A 17,057-nucleotide genomic window follows, 5' to 3' on the forward strand; every position below is an offset into this window, starting at 1 on the left:
CGGCTGGTCAGACGTCGGCGGCACGGGCACGCAGTGCCCGGGCAACGCCGTCGCGGTTTTCCAGCATCATGCGCCGCAGCGCGGCACTTTCCGCCGGGAGGGCCGCCAGGAACCCGTCAGTACGGTCGATGGTTGCCTGCGTGGTCAGCAGCGCCGGGTAGAGTCCGACGACGATCTGCTGGGCCAGCGCATGGGTGCGGCTGGCGACGATCCCCGGTACGGCATCGAAGTACTTTTCCGCGTACGGCTCCAGGAGCGAACGGTCCAGCACCCGGCTGAAGCCCGCGACGGCCGAGCCCTGCAGCGCATTGGAGAGCTCGCCTTTGACCACGATCGACTCCCAGGCCGCGGCCTTGGCTTCCGGCGTGGGGATGGCTGCCTTGGCCAGGGCAGCGGCATTCTGGCCGCTGGCAGTGTTGTCGCGCGCCAGCTCGGCGTTGATCTGTTCCTGGCCCAGCCTGCCGCCGGCCACCAGCGATGCCAGCAGTTCCCAGCGCAGGTCCTGGTCCACCGTAAGGCCGTCAAGCGTGAGGGAGCCGTCCAGGAGCCCCGCTGCGTTGTCCAGCTGCCCGGAGCTTAGTGCCAGCAGGGCGAAGGACTTGACGAACTGCAGCTGGGCGTCGGACCCGCCCGGTACGGAGGACGCGAGGTCCCAGAGCCTGTCCACGGCCGCCACCGCTGTGGCTTCGCGGTGTTCTTCGGCGACGAAGAAATTCAGCGTGGTGGCCAGCTGGCGCAGTTGGACCAGGATCACGGACGAGTCCGATTCTGCCGCCACGTTGGCCAGGATCAGCTCCACATACCGGCGGGCGGGGGTTTCGCCGTCCCTCGCCGCATCCCAGGCGGAGTTCCATACCAGGGTCCGCGGCAGGCTCATGCTGAAGTCCTTCAGGTGTGCTGTCGCGGTGGTCAGTGACTTCTCATCCAGCCTGACCTTGGCGTACGCAAGGTCGTCATCGTTGATCAGGATCAGGTCCGGCTGTGGCATGCCTGCCAGTGCAGGTACCTCGGTGCGCTCGCCGTCGACGTCCAGCTCCTCGCGGTGGACGCGTTCCAGCTTGCCGTAGCCGTTGAGGTTGTAGAACCCCACGGCCAGCCGGTGCGGACGGATGGTGGGCCATTCTTCGACGGCGGACTGGAGGATGGCGAAGGATGTCAGGTCCCCCGCTTCGTCCACTTCGAGTTCCGGCCGAAGGGTATTGACACCGGCGGTCTCCAGCCAGAGCCGCCCCCAATGGTCCAGGTCACGGCCGCTGGCTTTCTCCAGTTCCACCATCAGGTCGCTGAGTTCGGTGTTCAGCCAGGCATGCTTGGCGAAGTACTCGCGCACCCCCGCCATGAACTGTTCCGGTCCTACCCACGCCACAAGCTGGCGCAGCACCGAGGCGCCCTTGGCATAGGTGATGCCGTCGAAGTTGACTTCCACGTCCTGCAGGTCGGTGATCTCGGCGAAGATCGGATGCGTGGTGGGCAGCTGGTCCTGGCGGTAGGCCCAGGACTTCTCCACGGAGGCGAACGTGGTCCAGGCGCTGGTGAAGGACGTGTTTTCCACTGCCGCCAGGTGGGACATGTATTCGGCGAAGGACTCGTTCAGCCAGAGGTCGTTCCACCAGCGCATGGTCACGAGGTCGCCGAACCACATGTGCGCGAGCTCGTGGAGCACGGTGATGGCCCGGCGCTCAATCTGCGCTCCGGTGACCTTGCTGCGGAAGACGTAACCTTCCAGGATGGTGACAGCTCCCGCGTTCTCCATGGCGCCGGCGTTGAACTCCGGCACAAACAGCTGGTCGTACTTCTCGAACGGGTACGGGCAGCCGAACTGGGCTTCGTAGAATTCGAACCCTTGGCGCGTCAGTTCAAAGATGTTATCCGCGTCGAGATACTGCATCAGCGATTTCCGGGCAAAGATGCCGAGCGGAATCACCCTCCCATCGGAGCTTGCCACCTCGCTGCGGACCGGCTGGTACGGACCTGCGATCAGGGCCGTGACGTACGAGGACAGCCTGGGCGTGGCGGCAAACTTCCAGAGGGAGCGCGCCCCGCCGCTGTCCCCGGGCGTGGTTTCCTCCGGCGCCGGGGTGGGGGAGTTGGAGATGAGATCCCAGTGCGAAGGCGCGGTGACGGTAAACGTGAATGTGGCTTTCAGGTCGGGCTGTTCAAAGACGGCGAACATGCGGCGGGAATCCGGAACCTCAAACTGGGTGTACAGGTAGACCTCGCCGTCAACGGGATCCACAAACCGGTGCAGGCCTTCGCCGGTGTTCATGTACGGGGCGTCAGCCACTACCGTCAGCTCATTGGTGCCGGCAAGGTCCGGCAGCTGGATCCGGATCCCGTCCGATACCGTTGCCGGATCGAGGCTGGTGCCGTTCAAAGTGACGCTGTGGACCGTGTGCGTGACAGCATCGATGAAGGTGGAGGATCCCGGAACCGCCGTGAACTTCACCGTGGTGGTGGTGCCAAAGACTTTGTCGCCTTTGGTCAGGTCCAGGCTGACATCGTAGGAATCAACGGCGATCAGTTCGGCGCGCTCGCGGGCTTCGTCGCGCGTCAGGTTCATACCTGGCAAATGGTGCCTCCAGAAAGGTTGCGGTTGCCGGCGGGAGGTGGCCTGCGCCGGGCACTGTGAAGACATTCTTTCACTGCTTGGGCCACAGGCAAGCAGCGTGGAGCACCGGCAAGTCGCGCGCCATCACAGCAATACGCAGCCTGCGGTCCGCCTGCGGGACCATGGCCCCGCAGCGGGAGTAGCGTTAATGCATGGGTAAGTTCCGGGATGCTGTGGATGCAAAGGCACTGCGGTTCGCAGTGGGCTTTCCTGTGGTGCTGGCCGCCGCGTTCGTCTATTGCGCGTCGCTGTTGCGCCCCAACCTTCCCGAGCCCGTCGCGGTCAGATGGACGGACGACGGCGGGGCCTCCTTTGCTCCGTTCGCCACCTATGCCGTCGGCGGGGCGCTGATCATTGTGGCGTCCGGCTGGCTGGTCCTGTCACAGGCGGTGCCCGTCTCCAGGCCCGTTGTGATGCGCCGGGTGATGATGGGTGCCGGGCTGTTCCTGAGTCTTTTCCTCACCAGTGTCCTGGCCGCCGGGCTGGTGGGACAGACCGGCCTATCCGACGCCCGGGAGTCCCGTGTTGACCTCACAGTGCTTGCCTTGGGCAGCGGCGCCGCGTTGTCGCTGGGCGTGATCATGGGGTTTGTTTTCAAAGCGGACAGGCAATGGTCGCCCGACGACGACCGGGCCTTAGAGCTGGCCGTGGCCAGGGAGCAGGATCCGGAGCTGGCGGGGGATACGATCCGGCTCTGGGTCCATGCGCGCAGTTCGGTGTTCGTCATGATCGCCGTGGCCAGCCTGTTTCCGGCGGCGCTGATCACGATCGCCCTTCCGTGGCTTGGCGCGCTGGTGGCGGCGCTGGCGATTATCGCCGCGGCCTTCCTTTGCGCCCGCGTAAAGGCTGACCGCAGCGGCCTGCGTGTGCTCGTGGCGGGCGTGCTGCCCGTTATGGACGTACCGGCCGCGGCCATTTCTGCTGCAAGTGCCTCCGACGTCCGCGCGGCGGACTATGGCGGGTGGGGCTACCGGAACCACAGCGGCACCGAGGCGATGCTCGTCAGCAGCGGGCCCGCCGTCGTCGTACGCAAAACTGACGGCCAAAGGGTTGCGGTGAGCGGCGGGAGCCCGGCGTCGGCTGCCCGGCTTGCCGATGTCCTCACGCGGGTGGCGGCGCGCGCCCATGGCGGCGGTACCCCCGGCGCAGCGGGAGCGGGGCCGTTGTCCTAGTATCCTTGTCCGTGTTGATCTGACCCCGGCCTGGTCCAACCCGGCTGGACCCCAGCGCTAATAATGAACGGATACTGTCGTGACTTCTTCCCCTGCCTTCCCGCGGGTCCACATCGCCACCGACCACGCGGGCATGGAACTCAGCGCCCATCTTGTCGGCCACCTCACGGCCAGGGGGTATGACGTGGTGGACCACGGGCCCAAGGTCTACGACGCCCAGGACGACTACCCGTCGTTCTGCATCAACGCCGCATTGGCCGTTGTGGCTGACCAGCAGGCCGGGATCCATGCCCTGGGTATCGTCCTTGGCGGCTCGGGCAACGGCGAGCAGATCGCCGCCAACAAGGTCAAAGGAGTCCGGGCGGCCCTCGCCTGGAACCACTCAACCGCCACTTTGGCCCGCGAACACAATGACGCCAACGTCGTGGCCGTGGGCGGCCGCCAGCACAGTGTGGAGGAAGCCACCGCACTGATTGAGGCCTTCCTCGCAGAGCCGTTCAGCAACGATGAACGCCACGTCCGCAGGATCGGCAAAATTGCAGCCTATGAAGCCACCGGCGAGGTCATCGAGTAGTGCCGGAAGGGCACTCGGTACGGCGCCTGGCACGCCAGTTCGGCGATGTTTTTGCTGGCGAAACGCTGGCTGTCAGCAGCCCCCAGGGACGGTTTGTCGGCGGGGCCGCCCTGCTGGATGGCCACACGCTGACGGACGCCCGTTCCCACGGCAAACACCTCTTTCTGCACTTCGAGCATGCGGTGGTGCTGCACGTCCACCTTGGACTGTATGGTGCCTGGGACTTCGGCGGGGACGCCACCTTCCGCGGCGCCTCCAGTATCGGCGCGCCCAGGAAAGTGGGGGAACGGGAAACTTTCGACGACGGTGTCGAGGCCGCGTACTCCGGCCCACCTGATCCCCGTGGTGCCGTCCGGGTCCGGCTGGTCAGCCGGCATGGCTGGGCTGACCTGCGCGGTGCAACCACGTGTGCGGCCATCACCGAGGCCGAGGTGCAGGCCGTCCTGGCCCGGCTGGGGCCGGATCCCCTCCGGAACCTCCCGGAGGACAAGGCCCGCTTCGTCGCGGCGCTGCAGACCCGTAAGGCGCCGATCGCCGCGCTGCTGATGGACCAGAAGGTGATAGCCGGCGTCGGAAATGTCTACCGGGCAGAAGTGCTCTTCCGCCAACGGCTTGATCCGTGGCTTGCCGGCCAGGCCCTGCTGCGCCCGGCCGCGGAACTTTTGTGGGACGACACCGCGGCCGTGATGTCCGACGGCGTCCGCGACGGCCGGATCATCACCACGCCGGCGGCGCACTGGGGAGAACGCGCCGGACTGCCGGCCGGCGAGGATGCGCACTATGTGTACAAGCGGCAGGGGTTGCCATGCAGGGTCTGTGCCGTGCCCGTGGCACTTACCGGGCTTGCTGGCCGGAAGCTCTACTGGTGCGCCGGCTGTCAGCAGAATTAACAAAAAGCAGGGCCCCTCGCTGAGGGGCCCTGCTTTTTAGTCCTGGAGGGGACGACGGGAATCGAACCCGCGTAATCAGTTTGGAAGACTGAGGCTTTACCATTAAGCTACGTCCCCGGGAGAAGTGCAGTCCAGCTGTCCAGTGGACTGCCGGAACTGCGGATCTTCGGGCTGGCTGTTCAAGCCGGATATAACTAAACCTAATTCATGCCCCACGTGTCAAATGTGCAAACACAGCAGGTATGGCCGTAGACTTGCCTGTGCACTTACGGGGTGTAGCTCAGCTTGGCTAGAGCGCCTGCTTTGGGAGCAGGAAGTCGCAGGTTCAAATCCTGTCACCCCGACTCTGCGGCCCGGACCACACGGCCTGGACAGAACATTGCGTTTGCAGAAACCCATCCCACAAACCCAGGAGTACTTAGACCGTGAAGAGCGCTGTCGAGAACCTCACCCCCACGCGGGTCAAGCTCAATGTTGAGGTCCCCTTTGAGGAATTGAAGCCCAGCATCGACGAGGCATACAAGACTGTTGCTTCGCAGATCCAGGTCCCTGGCTTCCGTAAGGGCAAGGTCCCGTCCAAGCTGATCGATCAGCGCGTGGGCCGCGGCTACGTCCTGGAGACTGCCATCAACGAAGGCCTCAATGGCTGGTACCAGGCAGCAGTGCAGGAATCCGGCATCCGCCCCCTGAGCCGCCCCGAGGTTGAGATCACCGAAGTTCCTGACCCCACGTCCACCGACGGTGAACTTAAGTTCCACGCCGAGGTTGATGTCCGCCCCGAAATCGAGCTGCCTGACTACGCCGGCATCAAGGTTGAGGTTGCAGCGGCAGAATCGTCCGACGAGGACGTCGACAAGGCCCTGGATGAACTGCGTGGCCGCTTTGGCACGCTCAAGTCTGTGGACCGCCCCGCCGCCGACGGCGACTTCCTGACCATCGACATCACCGCCACGGTTGACGGCGCAGAGGTTGATTCCGCTTCCGGCCTGTCCTACCAGGTAGGCGCCGGCACCATGCTCGAAGGCCTGGACGAGGCCGTCACCGGCCTCAGCGCCGACGAAGACGCCATCTTCGACACCACCCTGGTGGGCGGCGAGCACGCCGGTGAGGCCGCACAGGTCAAGGTTGTCCTCAAGGCCGTCAAGGAGCGCGAACTCCCTGAGGCCGACGACGACTTCGCCCAGCTGGCGTCCGAGTTCGACACCCTCGCCGAACTGCGCGAGGACCTGTCCAAGCAGGCCGCTGATTCCAAGGTTGTGGAGCAGGGCGTAGAGGCACGCGACAAGGTCCTGGACAAGCTCGTTGAGCTCGTCGAGGTTCCGGTTCCGGACTCGGTGGTTGAAGAGCAGCTCGAAGCCCACTTCAAGGAGGGCAACGATCACGGTGAAGGCGAGCACGACACCGAAGAGCACCGCGAAGAGGTCAAGGCCAACACCGCCCGCGCCTTCCAGAACGAAATCATCCTTGACGCCATCGCCGAAAAGGAAGAAGTCAATGTCAGCCAGAACGAGCTGATCGACTACATCGTCAGCACCGCCAGCCAGTACGGCATGGATCCGAACCAGTTCGCGCAGATCATTGACCAGAGCGGCCAGGTCCCCATGATGGTCTCCGAGGTCCGCCGCCGCAAGGCGCTGGCCGTAGTGCTCGGCCAGGCCACTGTCACGGACACCGCTGGAAACACTGTTGACCTCAGCGACTTCGTACGCCCCGGCGGCGAAGAAGAGGCTCCCGCCGTTGAGGGCGCGACCGACGAGGACTCAACAACTGCGGCCGTTCCGACCGACGATCCCGCAGCCGTGAAGTTCTAGCACTCCCCGGCATGCCACTGCATGGCAGCCCCTGGACCCACCGGTCCGGGGGCTGCCTGCTTTAACCGCAGCGTTCCCGGCGTCGTGCGCCGTCAGCGAACAGCGCGATTCCGGCGAACAAATCGATCCCTAAAACGGTTAGTGTCCAAGTAGTGAAGTTCAGTGATGTCACCGTCACCAGCGAGAGGTAAGAACACATGTCACAGCACGCCGAGGCCCCACGGATGGCTACTGTCGATCCTGCAGCCCAGGACAACTACATCTACAACCGGCTCCTGAAAGAGCGGATCATCTGGCTTGGCTCCGAGGTGCGCGACGACAACGCAAACGCCATCTGCTCCCAGCTGCTGCTTCTGTCCGCGGAGAACCCGGACAAGGACATCTACCTCTACATCAACTCGCCCGGCGGCTCGGTCACGGCCGGCATGGCCATCTACGACACCATGCAGTTCATTCCGAACGACGTCGTTACCGTCGCCACCGGACTGGCCGCTTCCATGGGCCAGTTCCTGCTGTCCTCAGGGACCAAGGGAAAGCGCTACGCCACCCCCAACGCCCGTGTCCTGATGCACCAGCCTTCCGGCGGCATTGGCGGTACTGCCTCGGACATCAAGATCCAGGCCGAGCTGATCCTCCACATGAAGAAGGTGATGGCCGAACTGACGGCCGACCAGACCGGCCAGACCGTGGAGACCATCCTCAAGGACAACGACCGCGATAAGTGGTTCACCGCCACCGAGGCCCTCGAATACGGCTTCTTTGACAAGATCGCTGCCCACGCCGGTACTGTGTCCGGCGGCGGCGGAACGCAGAACTCCGCCAACGGCGAGAAGTAACCGGCACGAAGACAGAACTGGATTCAGGAGCAATGGACATGAACTACAATTTCGGATCGTCTGCCGGTAACCTGCCCACCAGCCGCTACGTGCTGCCGCAGTTCGAGGAACGCACCCCGTACGGCTTCAAGCGCCAGGACCCGTACACCAAGCTGTTCGAGGACCGCATCATCTTCCTCGGCGTCCAGGTGGACGACGCTTCGGCGGACGACGTTATGGCCCAGCTGCTCGTCCTGGAGTCCACCGACCCGGACCGCGACATTACGCTCTACATCAACTCGCCGGGTGGTTCCTTCACCGCCATGACCGCGATCTACGACACCATGCAGTACATCCGGCCGGAAATCCAGACCGTCTGCCTGGGCCAGGCAGCCAGCGCTGCAGCAGTCCTCCTCGCCGCTGGTACCCCCGGCAAGCGGCTGGCACTGCCCAACGCACGCGTCCTGATCCACCAGCCGGCACTCTCCGGCGGCCAGGGCGGCCAGGCGTCCGACCTCGAGATCCAGGCAGCGGAAGTCATGCGGATGCGTTCCTGGCTTGAGGACACGCTGGCGCACCACTCGGGCCGCACCTCGGAGCAGGTCAACAATGACATCGAGCGCGACAAGATCCTGACAGCGGCTGAGGCCATGAGCTACGGCCTCATCGACCAGGTGCTGGATTCACGCAAGATCAAGCCGCAGGCGATTACCAGGTAGTCAGTCTCCGAGTGCCGGTGCGGTCCACTTCATTTTGGGCCGCACCGGCCTTCGCTTTCCACCCTTGAGGCCGAATGTGACCTAGAGTGGATGTTGTCACGGCCGGTCCTCCCAGGCTGGCCGAGATTCCAGCAACGGTGCAAAGCTGCCTGGCAGCAAGATACTAAGGGGTTCACATATGGCTCGGATTGGCGAGAGCACGGATCTGCTGAAGTGTTCTTTCTGCGGAAAGAGCCAGAAGCAGGTGCGCAAGCTCATTGCCGGGCCCGGTGTCTACATCTGCGACGAATGCATTGAGCTCTGCAACGAGATCATTGAGGAAGAGCTCGCAGAAGTTGCCGATCTGGGAAGTTTTGAACTTCCCAAGCCCCGCGAAATCTTCGACTTCCTGCAGGAATACGTCATTGGCCAGGAACCTGCCAAGCGCTCCCTCGCCGTCGCCGTCTACAACCACTACAAGCGGATCCAGGCCGGCCACGCCCCGAAGAGCGGCAGCCTCGCAGATGCCAGCCACCACGACGACGTCGAAATCGCCAAGTCCAACATCCTCCTGATCGGCCCCACCGGCTGCGGCAAGACCTACCTCGCGCAGACCCTCGCCCGGCGGCTGAACGTCCCGTTCGCGGTGGCCGATGCCACCGCCCTGACCGAAGCCGGATACGTGGGCGAGGACGTCGAGAACATCCTCCTCAAGCTCATCCAGGCAGCGGACTACGACGTCAAGAAGGCCGAACAGGGCATCATCTACATTGACGAGATTGACAAGATCTCCCGCAAGAGCGAGAACCCCTCCATTACCCGTGACGTCTCCGGCGAAGGAGTCCAGCAGGCGCTGCTGAAGATCCTCGAAGGAACGGTAGCCTCGGTTCCGCCGCAGGGGGGCCGCAAGCATCCGCACCAGGAATTCATCCAGATCGACACCACCAACGTGCTGTTCATCGTGGCCGGCGCCTTCGCCGGACTGGAAGAGATCATCGGTTCCCGCTCCGGGCGCAAGGGCATCGGTTTCGGAGCCCCGCTCAACGACGCCAGCAACAAGGTTGACTCCTACGGTGAGGTCATGCCTGAGGACCTGCTGAAATTCGGCCTGATCCCGGAGTTCATCGGACGGCTTCCTGTGATCACCACGGTGTCCAGCCTGGACCGCGACGCCCTCATTCAGATCCTCTCCACCCCGAAGAACGCCCTGGTCAAGCAATACCAGAAGATGTTCCAGATCGACGGCGTGGAGCTGGTCTTCGACGACGACGCCCTTGACGCCATTGCGGACCAGGCCCTCGAACGCGGCACCGGCGCGCGTGGCCTGCGCGCCATCATGGAGGAAGTTCTGCTCCCGGTCATGTTCGACCTTCCGAGCCGCGAGGACGTGGCCAGCGTGGTCATCACCGCTGACGTGGTGCTGAGCAAGGCGGAGCCCACCCTGGGCGCCCACGTGGCCAAGCGCCGCAAATCAGCCTGATCCCGCCTTCCAGGCCAGGCCCTCGCCGTAATATCGCCCGTTATCCCCAGCTGAAGACCCCGAGGACATTACCCATGATTGAAACCACCGCCAACCAGGCCGATTTCTGGTTTGACCCGCTGTGCCCCTTCGCGTGGATCACATCGCGCTGGATCGGCGAAGTGGAAGAAGTCCGCGATATCAGGACCGTCTGGCACGTGATGAGCCTTGCTGTCCTCAACGAGGGCAGGGACCTGGAGCCCGCCTATCGCGAATCCATGGACAAGGCGTGGGGGCCGGTGCGGGTCATCATCGCCGCCAGGGACGAGCATGGCGAGCACGTCGTGAAAGAGCTGTACGACGCCATGGGCACCCAGATCCATGAGGGCGGCCAGAAGGACTTCGATATCGTCATCAGCAAGGCGCTGGCGGAGTGCGGCCTTCCTTCGGGGTTGGCGGATGCCGCCACCACGGATGCGTTTGATGCCCAGCTGAGGGCAAGCCACGAAGAAGGCATTTCCTTGGTGGGCCAGGACGTTGGCACCCCGGTGGTCGCGTTCAACGGGACAGCGTTCTTCGGACCCGTGCTGACCCGCATCCCGCGGGCCGAGCAGGCCGGACAGCTCTGGGACGCGACGGTAACACTGGCCTCCTACCCGCACTTCTTTGAGATCAAGCGCAGCCGCACCGAACGTCCCCAGTTCGACTGAAACCGCCTCTATCCGAAGATCCGAAAAGAGCCCCGGGAGAACTACATTCATGTAGTTCTCCCGGGGCTCTTGCGCTTCCTATTTTGCGGGACCAGAATGGGTTTTACCCACTTCGAAAGAAGAGGGACGCAGGAACCAAAGATTCAGTGATATGTATCTGACGCAGCCATCGGCAAAGTCAGATACAAGCTACCAGTGACGAGGTAGGAAGACCTGAAGATCCGAGGATCCTGCCAGACCATCAAAGACGTCACCAGATGGCCGAAAAGTCGAAGCCCCACCAACGGCAAAACGCTGATGGGGCTTCCCCTTTGCCCTAAAACAGGCCGGCACCTAAAACAGGCTGGTGGCCTACTCCGCGGGAGCCAGCACCACGTCGCTGACTGTCAGTTCCCCGTCGCCGGCAACGAGCGTCAGTTCGCGTGCATTCGAGGCGGCCTTGAGGTCCCCGATCCCGGCCTTCAGTTGCGTGGCCACGAATTCCGTAGCGGTAATGGTGGCGGACAGAACCTCGGTGCGCTGCTTGACCTTGGCTTCGGATTTTGCCTTGCGGACGCCGCTCAGTGCGGTGCCGACAGTGGCGAGCAGGGTGGTGTCGCCGTCGATCTCCAGGGCGGACGGCCACTGCGAGCGGTGCACGGAGCCGCTGCGCCACCAGCCCCAGACCTCTTCGGTCGCAAAGGGGAGGAAGGGTGCAAAGAGCCTGAGCAGGGTGTCCAGGCTCGTGGCCAGGGCAGCCAGCACTGAAGCCTGTTCCTGCTCCCCGGCGGCTCCGTAGGCACGGTCCTTGATGAGCTCCACGTAGTCATCGGTGAACTGCCAGAAGAAGCTCTCGGTGATCTGCAGGGCCCGGGCGTAGTCATAATTCTCGAACGCCTTGGTGGACTGGCGCACCACGTCGGAGAGCTGCGCCAGAACGGCGCGGTCCAGCGGGTTGGTGAGGACCGAGAGATCCCCGGAAACCACTGAGTCCTCCGTAGCGCCCAGGTTCAGAACGAACTTGGAGGCGTTCAGGAGTTTGATGGCTAGGCGGCGGCCGATCTTCATCTGCGCGATCTCATACGCCGTGTCCGCGCCAAGCTTGGCGGAGGCTGCCCAGTAGCGCACGGCGTCAGAGCCGTACTCCTCAAGGACGTCCGTGGGCACAATGACGTTGCCCTTGGACTTGGACATCTTCTTCCGGTCCGGGTCCAGGACCCAGCCCGAAATGGCGGCGTGCTTCCAGGGCGCAACCTCCTGCAGCGCGTCTGCGCGCACGGCGCTGGAGAACAGCCAGGTCCGGATGATCTCATGCGCCTGCGGACGCACATCGAAAGGAAAGACCTTAGCAAAGAGGGATTCGTCGCGGGCCCAGCCGCCCACGATCTGTGGCGTCAACGACGAAGTCGCCCAAGTATCCAGGACATCGGGATCTCCGGTGAAGCCGCCCGGGACATCGCGCTGGGATTCGTCGAAACCGGGCGCAATTTCTGCTGCGGGGTCGACTGGCAGGGATTCCAATGCCGGCAGGATCGGGGAGTCATAGACGGGGGTCCCGTCAGCGTCCAGCGGGTACCAGACCGGAACCGGAACGCCGAAGAAGCGTTGGCGGGAAACCAGCCAGTCGCCGTTGAGTCCCTCCACCCAGTTCTCGTAACGGGAGCGCATGAATGCCGGGTGGAATTCCACTTCCTTGCCGCGGCCAATCAGCCGTTCCCGGCGGTCCTGGTCTCGGCCGCCGTTGCGGATGTACCACTGGCGGGAGGTGACCACTTCGAGTGGCTTATCACCCTTCTCGAAAAAGTTCACGGGGTGCATGATCTTCTTCGGCTCTCCGTCCAGCAGCTCTGCGGTGACCAGCTGCTGAACCACCGCTTCCTTGGCACTGAAGACAGTCTTGCCGGCGATCGCGGCGAAGGCCTCGCGGCCCACGTCGGTGGTGATCCAGTCCGGAGTCTCGCCGGTGATCCGGCCATCGCGGCCGACAATCGCGCGGGTGGGCAGCTGCAGCTCCCGCCACCAGGTGACGTCGGTGAGGTCGCCGAAGGTGCAGACCATGGCGATGCCGGAGCCCTTGTCCGCTTTGGCAAGAGCGTGGGCCTTGACCTCAACCTCGACGCCGAACAGCGGGGAAGTGACCTTCTTGCCGAACAGCGGCTGGTACCGTTCGTCGTCGGGGTTTGCCACCAGGGCAGCGCACGCGGCCAACAGCTCGGGGCGGGTGGTCTCGACGTAGATCTTTTCGCCGTCTTCGGTGAAGAACGGGTAGCGGTAGTACGCTCCGGCCACTTCGCGGTCCTCGAGCTCCGCTTGCGCCACTGCCGTACGGAACGTGACATCCCACAGGGTGGGGGCTTCGGCCATGTAGGCGTCGCCGGCGGCCAGGTTCGCCAGGAAGGCGCGCTGGGAGATTGCCCGCGAGACGTCGTCGATTGTGCGGTACGTCAGCGCCCAGTCTACGGACAGGCCAAGCGTCTGGAAGAGGTTCTCAAAGACCTTCTCGTCCTCGACAGCGAGTTCCTCGCACAGTTCGATGAAGTTCCGGCGTGAGATCACGTCGAAGTCGCGTTGGTTCTTGGCTGTCTGCGCCGGCGGACGGTAGCCGGCGTCGTAGGGAATGGTCGGATCGCAGCGGACGCCGTAATAATTCTGGACGCGGCGTTCGGTGGGCAGGCCGTTGTCGTCCCAGCCCATCGGGTAGAAGACGTTCTTGCCGATCATTCGCTGGTAGCGGGCCAGCACGTCTGTCTGGGTGTAGGAGAACATGTGGCCCACGTGCAGGGATCCCGACGCGGTGGGCGGTGGAGTGTCGATCGAGTAGACCTGTTCCCGGGTGGTGTCCGGGTTGAACTTGTAGGTCCCTTCGGCAAGCCAGCGCTGCGTGAGGGCAGCTTCGAGCCCCTCAAGGGCGGGCTTGTCCGGAACGTTGATAGGGGCGGTGGAGGGCGTGTCTGTACCCTGATGTGCTTCAGCCATCTGCCAATTGTTTCACGGTCTCCCCGGCCGGCCGCACGGCGGGCCTGCAGGAGCTCATCGCAGCACACCTCCCGGTGATGCAGTTAAGGTGGTTCCATGACTGACGTTTCACATAACAGGGCAGCAGTAGTCACAGGCGCAAGCACCGGAATCGGTGAGGCGACGGTTCGCGCGCTAAGGGCGGACGGCTGGACGATCTTCGCCGTGGCGCGCCGCGCTGAACGGCTGGCCGCGCTGGAAGCCGAGACCGGCGCCGTCGGAATTGCCGCCGACATCGCCGAGGACGCCGACGTTGCCAGGCTGCTGGCCCGTGTAACCGAGGCCGGCGGCATCGACACCCTGATCAACATCGCCGGCGGCGCGAGGGGCGCCGACCCGGTGGCGGACGCCAGCACCGAGGACTGGGAGTGGATGTACCGGGTCAACGTGCTGGGCACCATGAAGCTCACCCGCGCCTTCCTGCCGATGCTGCGCGCCAACGGAGAGGGTACCGTCCTGAACCTGACGTCCACGGCCGGGCTGGCAGCGTATGAGGGCGGCGGGGGCTACAACGCGGCCAAGTTTGCCCAGCATGCCCTGACCGGGGCCCTCCGGCTGGAGGAGGCTGAGCACAACGTCCGGGTGATCGAGGTGGCTCCCGGCCTTGTCCAGACAGAGGAATTCGCCCTGAACCGCCTCGGTGACCGGCAGTCCGCGGACAATGTCTACAAAGGCGTGGAGAAGCCCCTGACTGCGGCGGATGTGGCAGACGTGGTGCGCTACGCCGTGACCGCACCGCACCACGTCAATCTGGACCAGATCGTGATGCGGCCCGTGGCCCAGGCCGCCAACTACAAACTGATTCGCAAGAGCTGATCAGGAGGCGGGGACGGCGATCGTGGCCAGGACTGCTGCGTGGTCCGTTCCCGCCACCCGGTGGACCTGATAGCCGGAGCTGCCCAGCGCCGGGCTGGTGACCAGATGGTCGATGGTAATGCCGGGCAGCAGCGGCCCTTCCATGGGCCAGGTGGGCACCAGCCGCGAACCTGACGCTGCCCCCACATCCACCATGCCAGGACCGTCCACGCTGTCCAGGATGTCCCTGAACTCGGAGTGGTCAAGGGTGGCGTTGAAATCACCGATCAGGAGCCGGTTGCCGGGACGTTCCGCCAGCCTTCCTACGGCGGCGAGATCGCTGCGCCACTGGTCAACCCTGACATCCACCGGCGGCAGTGCATGCACGTTCGTCACCTCCAGTTCGGCCACGTTCCCGTACGCCGCGGCTGTTAACCGCACCGTTGGCATGGCGAACGCGGTGTCCGGGATGAGGCCCACCTTCTCCATCGGGTAGCGGGAATAGGCGGCACTGCCGCCGGCGTCGTCGGTGGGATCGCTGATCCTGTTCGGCAGGAGCCCGTCCAAACCTTCCGCGGAAAGCCGGTCCTGGAGTCCCTGCGAATGCTCCTGGATGGTCAACAGCCCTATGCCGTTCTCCCGGACCAGCCGCACAATATCGGCGGCGTCGGCCTGGCCAAACTCCGAGTTGATGCTCATGGTCTTGAGCTCAACCGTAGCGCCGGCGGGTTCGGCAGCGGGGCGGCCAATGTCGAAGGGGAACAGCCAGAATGCCTGGCAGACAAGCAGCGCAGCCGTGAGCGCCTGTTGCCAACGGCTCCGGCCCAGGAAAGCCAGCAGCATCGCTGTCGCAGCGGGGACTGCCAGCCACGGCGTGAAGGCCAGCAGCTGGACCACCAGGACGGGCCATTCGGCCGGGATGGCCCGGAAGACGGACAGGGCCACCACAGGCAGCGCGACCACGATCGACAGCCATCTGAACACTGCAGCGGGGCGTGGCCTGGCAGGAACGTGAGCGGAAACTGTCATGGACTGAGTCTAGGCAACGGCTACCTGGGCCTTAATCCCGGGCGGATTCCAACAACGTCGCAACGCTGACTGAAAGTCGGTGATGAATCCCGGTGCCACGATCCCCGCCCAACAGCGGTCACGGGCGCGCAGCCCACAGCACCTTCCACCCGTCGCCGGGACATCCTGTCCGTGGCTGATCTGGCGGGCCTGCGAAATTGGGAATGTGTTGTCCAGGCCTGAAAGGGCGTGGTGACCCTGGGAAAGATCGTCCCCTGGTTCAAAGATCCTGAAAAGGCACCGGCGATCAATGAATACCTGAGCGCAGATTGCATAGTCGAACGGAACCATTTCTGCGCATCCGAATCATTTCCCGCCGTCCGGTGGCAATGCGTCGAGGATGGCCGCGAGGCTATGCGGGTCGCGGCGGGCGATGTTGTGACCAACGGGAACTTCATGAACCCGCCAGCCTCTGTCGCCGCGCAACCGTTCGGTCAGTGTCACGAACGGGCTACCTGGCCACTCACCACCACTGATGAACGTTCGGCCCAGCCGGTTGCTGGGGTTGCCTTCCAGCCTGATTGACTGGACGAAGCTCGCCAATGGGTGCGGACGCGCGCGGGGGTCGAGCCCATCGGGGACTGCGACCCATCGACCGTCGGCGCGGGAACCGGCTATGAACAACTCCCGGAAACTGTCGCTGGTCAAAGACCAACACGAATCCCCGTCGTCCGGGACGTAGGCGTCGATAAAGACGAGCTGGGCGAGACGGGCGCTGAGCCGGTCCGCCACACCGGCGATCACCATCCCGCCGTAGCTATGCCCGCACAGCGCGAGGGGCGTCTTGTCGTTACGATCAACGATCTCGGCTACCTGGTCAATATGAGTGTCGAGGTTCGGTGGACGGTCCACGTCGACCGGGCCGTCCAACTCCAACCCCGATAGGGTCACGGCCTCCACATGGTGACCATTTCGGTATAGCTCGGCGGCCACCGAGTCGAACACCCATCCGCCTTGCCAACCACCCGGCACCATCACGAACTTCACGACGCCATTCTAGGCCGCGCAGAACCCGACCAGCACGGCTGACGATCGCCCCCTCGACGACGTGCGGGCTCGCCACCGGCGTTCCGAGATGCGTCGATTCCCAGGAACCCGCCCACGAATTGGCCCGGTGAAGCAGGGGCGGTCACCTATGCGGCGCCAGGTGAAGCTCTGAGCAAAACCTGTTGCAACGATAGTTGGAAAAGGCCCGGGGAATGGCGGTGGGCGCCCCGGCGATAGTAGACTCGAAGTTGGCTACGACCCGGCAATCACCGGTGAGCTTCCGGAAGAACGCACTGACCGCCAGGCATCTGGCGTCGGTGTCAGTAGAACCGGACGGGTAAGCCCGTCACAGCAGTAATGAGCGGCCGGTGCAACAGCACGCTCCTCGCGGAGCAGCTGCAGTGCCGGTAAGTGAGGTGGTACCGCGGTAAGTGTGCAGTCCCCGGACTGCGCAGGAGCCGTCCTCGCATCCTGAA

The 17,057-nt window shown here is 64.2% G+C and carries 13 protein-coding genes and 2 tRNA genes; 10 read left to right on the forward strand and 5 right to left on the reverse strand.

Annotated features, from left to right (window positions below):
• Nucleotides 1-7: 7 nt before the first annotated feature.
• On the reverse strand, nucleotides 8-2,560 hold the full coding sequence (pepN, locus tag QFZ30_RS07460) for an aminopeptidase N (RefSeq protein WP_307074881.1): 2,553 nt from the start codon (nucleotides 2,558-2,560) through the stop codon (nucleotides 8-10).
• A gap of 200 nt (nucleotides 2,561-2,760) precedes the next feature.
• Between pepN and QFZ30_RS07465 the strand changes: the two genes are divergently transcribed.
• The 3 genes from QFZ30_RS07465 (at nucleotide 2,761) to QFZ30_RS07475 (ending at nucleotide 5,244) form a co-directional block, all read left to right on the forward strand.
• Nucleotides 2,761-3,780, forward strand: coding sequence for a hypothetical protein (locus QFZ30_RS07465; RefSeq protein WP_307074883.1), 1,020 nt, complete (start codon nucleotides 2,761-2,763; stop codon nucleotides 3,778-3,780).
• A gap of 79 nt (nucleotides 3,781-3,859) precedes the next feature.
• Nucleotides 3,860-4,354 (forward strand): ribose-5-phosphate isomerase, encoded by a 495-nt coding sequence (locus QFZ30_RS07470; RefSeq protein ID WP_307074885.1) that lies wholly within the window; start codon nucleotides 3,860-3,862, stop codon nucleotides 4,352-4,354.
• The gene (locus QFZ30_RS07475) at nucleotides 4,354-5,244 is read left to right on the forward strand and encodes an Fpg/Nei family DNA glycosylase (protein ID WP_307074888.1); all 891 of its coding nucleotides are present in this window, start codon (nucleotides 4,354-4,356) and stop codon (nucleotides 5,242-5,244) included. Before QFZ30_RS07470 ends, QFZ30_RS07475 begins: the two co-directional genes overlap by 1 nt.
• A gap of 43 nt (nucleotides 5,245-5,287) precedes the next feature.
• Here QFZ30_RS07475 and QFZ30_RS07480 read toward each other — a convergent pair.
• Nucleotides 5,288-5,361 (reverse strand) — tRNA-Gly (locus tag QFZ30_RS07480).
• Between the two features lie 152 nt (nucleotides 5,362-5,513).
• Here QFZ30_RS07480 and QFZ30_RS07485 point away from each other — a divergent pair.
• From QFZ30_RS07485 to QFZ30_RS07510, 6 genes are all read left to right on the forward strand, one after another.
• A tRNA-Pro gene (locus QFZ30_RS07485) sits at nucleotides 5,514-5,588 on the forward strand.
• 81 nt (nucleotides 5,589-5,669) lie between these two features.
• Nucleotides 5,670-7,055 (forward strand): trigger factor, encoded by a 1,386-nt coding sequence (gene tig / locus QFZ30_RS07490; RefSeq protein ID WP_307074890.1) that lies wholly within the window; start codon nucleotides 5,670-5,672, stop codon nucleotides 7,053-7,055.
• A 224-nt stretch (nucleotides 7,056-7,279) separates the two neighbouring features.
• Nucleotides 7,280-7,891 (forward strand): ATP-dependent Clp protease proteolytic subunit, encoded by a 612-nt coding sequence (locus QFZ30_RS07495; RefSeq protein WP_307080118.1) that lies wholly within the window; start codon nucleotides 7,280-7,282, stop codon nucleotides 7,889-7,891.
• 38 nt (nucleotides 7,892-7,929) lie between these two features.
• On the forward strand, nucleotides 7,930-8,589 hold the full coding sequence (locus QFZ30_RS07500) for an ATP-dependent Clp protease proteolytic subunit (protein ID WP_307074891.1): 660 nt from the start codon (nucleotides 7,930-7,932) through the stop codon (nucleotides 8,587-8,589).
• A 178-nt stretch (nucleotides 8,590-8,767) separates the two neighbouring features.
• Nucleotides 8,768-10,048, forward strand: a complete 1,281-nt coding sequence (clpX, locus tag QFZ30_RS07505; RefSeq protein ID WP_307074893.1) for an ATP-dependent Clp protease ATP-binding subunit ClpX — start codon at nucleotides 8,768-8,770, stop codon at nucleotides 10,046-10,048.
• 74 nt (nucleotides 10,049-10,122) lie between these two features.
• Nucleotides 10,123-10,737: a mycothiol-dependent nitroreductase Rv2466c family protein gene (locus tag QFZ30_RS07510; RefSeq protein ID WP_307074895.1), complete on the forward strand. Its 615-nt coding sequence runs from the start codon at nucleotides 10,123-10,125 to the stop codon at nucleotides 10,735-10,737.
• A 351-nt stretch (nucleotides 10,738-11,088) separates the two neighbouring features.
• Here the strand turns inward: QFZ30_RS07510 and valS are convergent, their stop codons facing one another.
• Entirely contained in the window at nucleotides 11,089-13,692 is a 2,604-nt protein-coding gene (gene valS, locus QFZ30_RS07515) for a valine--tRNA ligase (protein WP_307074897.1), read from the reverse strand.
• A gap of 96 nt (nucleotides 13,693-13,788) precedes the next feature.
• Between valS and QFZ30_RS07520 the strand changes: the two genes are divergently transcribed.
• The gene (locus tag QFZ30_RS07520; protein ID WP_307074899.1) at nucleotides 13,789-14,547 is read left to right on the forward strand and encodes an SDR family oxidoreductase; all 759 of its coding nucleotides are present in this window, start codon (nucleotides 13,789-13,791) and stop codon (nucleotides 14,545-14,547) included.
• Here QFZ30_RS07520 and QFZ30_RS07525 read toward each other — a convergent pair whose 3' ends face one another.
• Both QFZ30_RS07525 and QFZ30_RS07530 read right to left on the reverse strand, forming a co-directional pair.
• Nucleotides 14,548-15,555: an endonuclease/exonuclease/phosphatase family protein gene (locus QFZ30_RS07525; protein WP_307074901.1), complete on the reverse strand. Its 1,008-nt coding sequence runs from the start codon at nucleotides 15,553-15,555 to the stop codon at nucleotides 14,548-14,550.
• A 345-nt stretch (nucleotides 15,556-15,900) separates the two neighbouring features.
• Complete coding sequence (locus QFZ30_RS07530) at nucleotides 15,901-16,581, reverse strand: alpha/beta fold hydrolase (RefSeq protein WP_307074903.1); 681 nt, start codon at nucleotides 16,579-16,581, stop codon at nucleotides 15,901-15,903.
• Nucleotides 16,582-17,057 lie beyond the last annotated feature (476 nt).

Source organism: Arthrobacter pascens, assembly GCF_030815585.1.
In the GTDB taxonomy this organism is placed as follows: domain Bacteria; phylum Actinomycetota; class Actinomycetes; order Actinomycetales; family Micrococcaceae; genus Arthrobacter; species Arthrobacter pascens_A.

Coding starts and splice junctions, on each gene's coding strand:
- pepN (WP_307074881.1), bottom strand. CDS start 2,560: ATGAACCTGACGCGCGACGAAGCCCGCGAGCGCGCCGAACTGATCGCC.
- QFZ30_RS07465 (WP_307074883.1), top strand. CDS start 2,761: ATGGGTAAGTTCCGGGATGCTGTGGATGCAAAGGCACTGCGGTTCGCA.
- QFZ30_RS07495 (WP_307080118.1), top strand. CDS start 7,280: ATGGCTACTGTCGATCCTGCAGCCCAGGACAACTACATCTACAACCGG.
- QFZ30_RS07500 (WP_307074891.1), top strand. CDS start 7,930: ATGAACTACAATTTCGGATCGTCTGCCGGTAACCTGCCCACCAGCCGC.
- clpX (WP_307074893.1), top strand. CDS start 8,768: ATGGCTCGGATTGGCGAGAGCACGGATCTGCTGAAGTGTTCTTTCTGC.
- QFZ30_RS07510 (WP_307074895.1), top strand. CDS start 10,123: ATGATTGAAACCACCGCCAACCAGGCCGATTTCTGGTTTGACCCGCTG.
- valS (WP_307074897.1), bottom strand. CDS start 13,692: ATGGCTGAAGCACATCAGGGTACAGACACGCCCTCCACCGCCCCTATC.
- QFZ30_RS07520 (WP_307074899.1), top strand. CDS start 13,789: ATGACTGACGTTTCACATAACAGGGCAGCAGTAGTCACAGGCGCAAGC.
- QFZ30_RS07525 (WP_307074901.1), bottom strand. CDS start 15,555: ATGACAGTTTCCGCTCACGTTCCTGCCAGGCCACGCCCCGCTGCAGTG.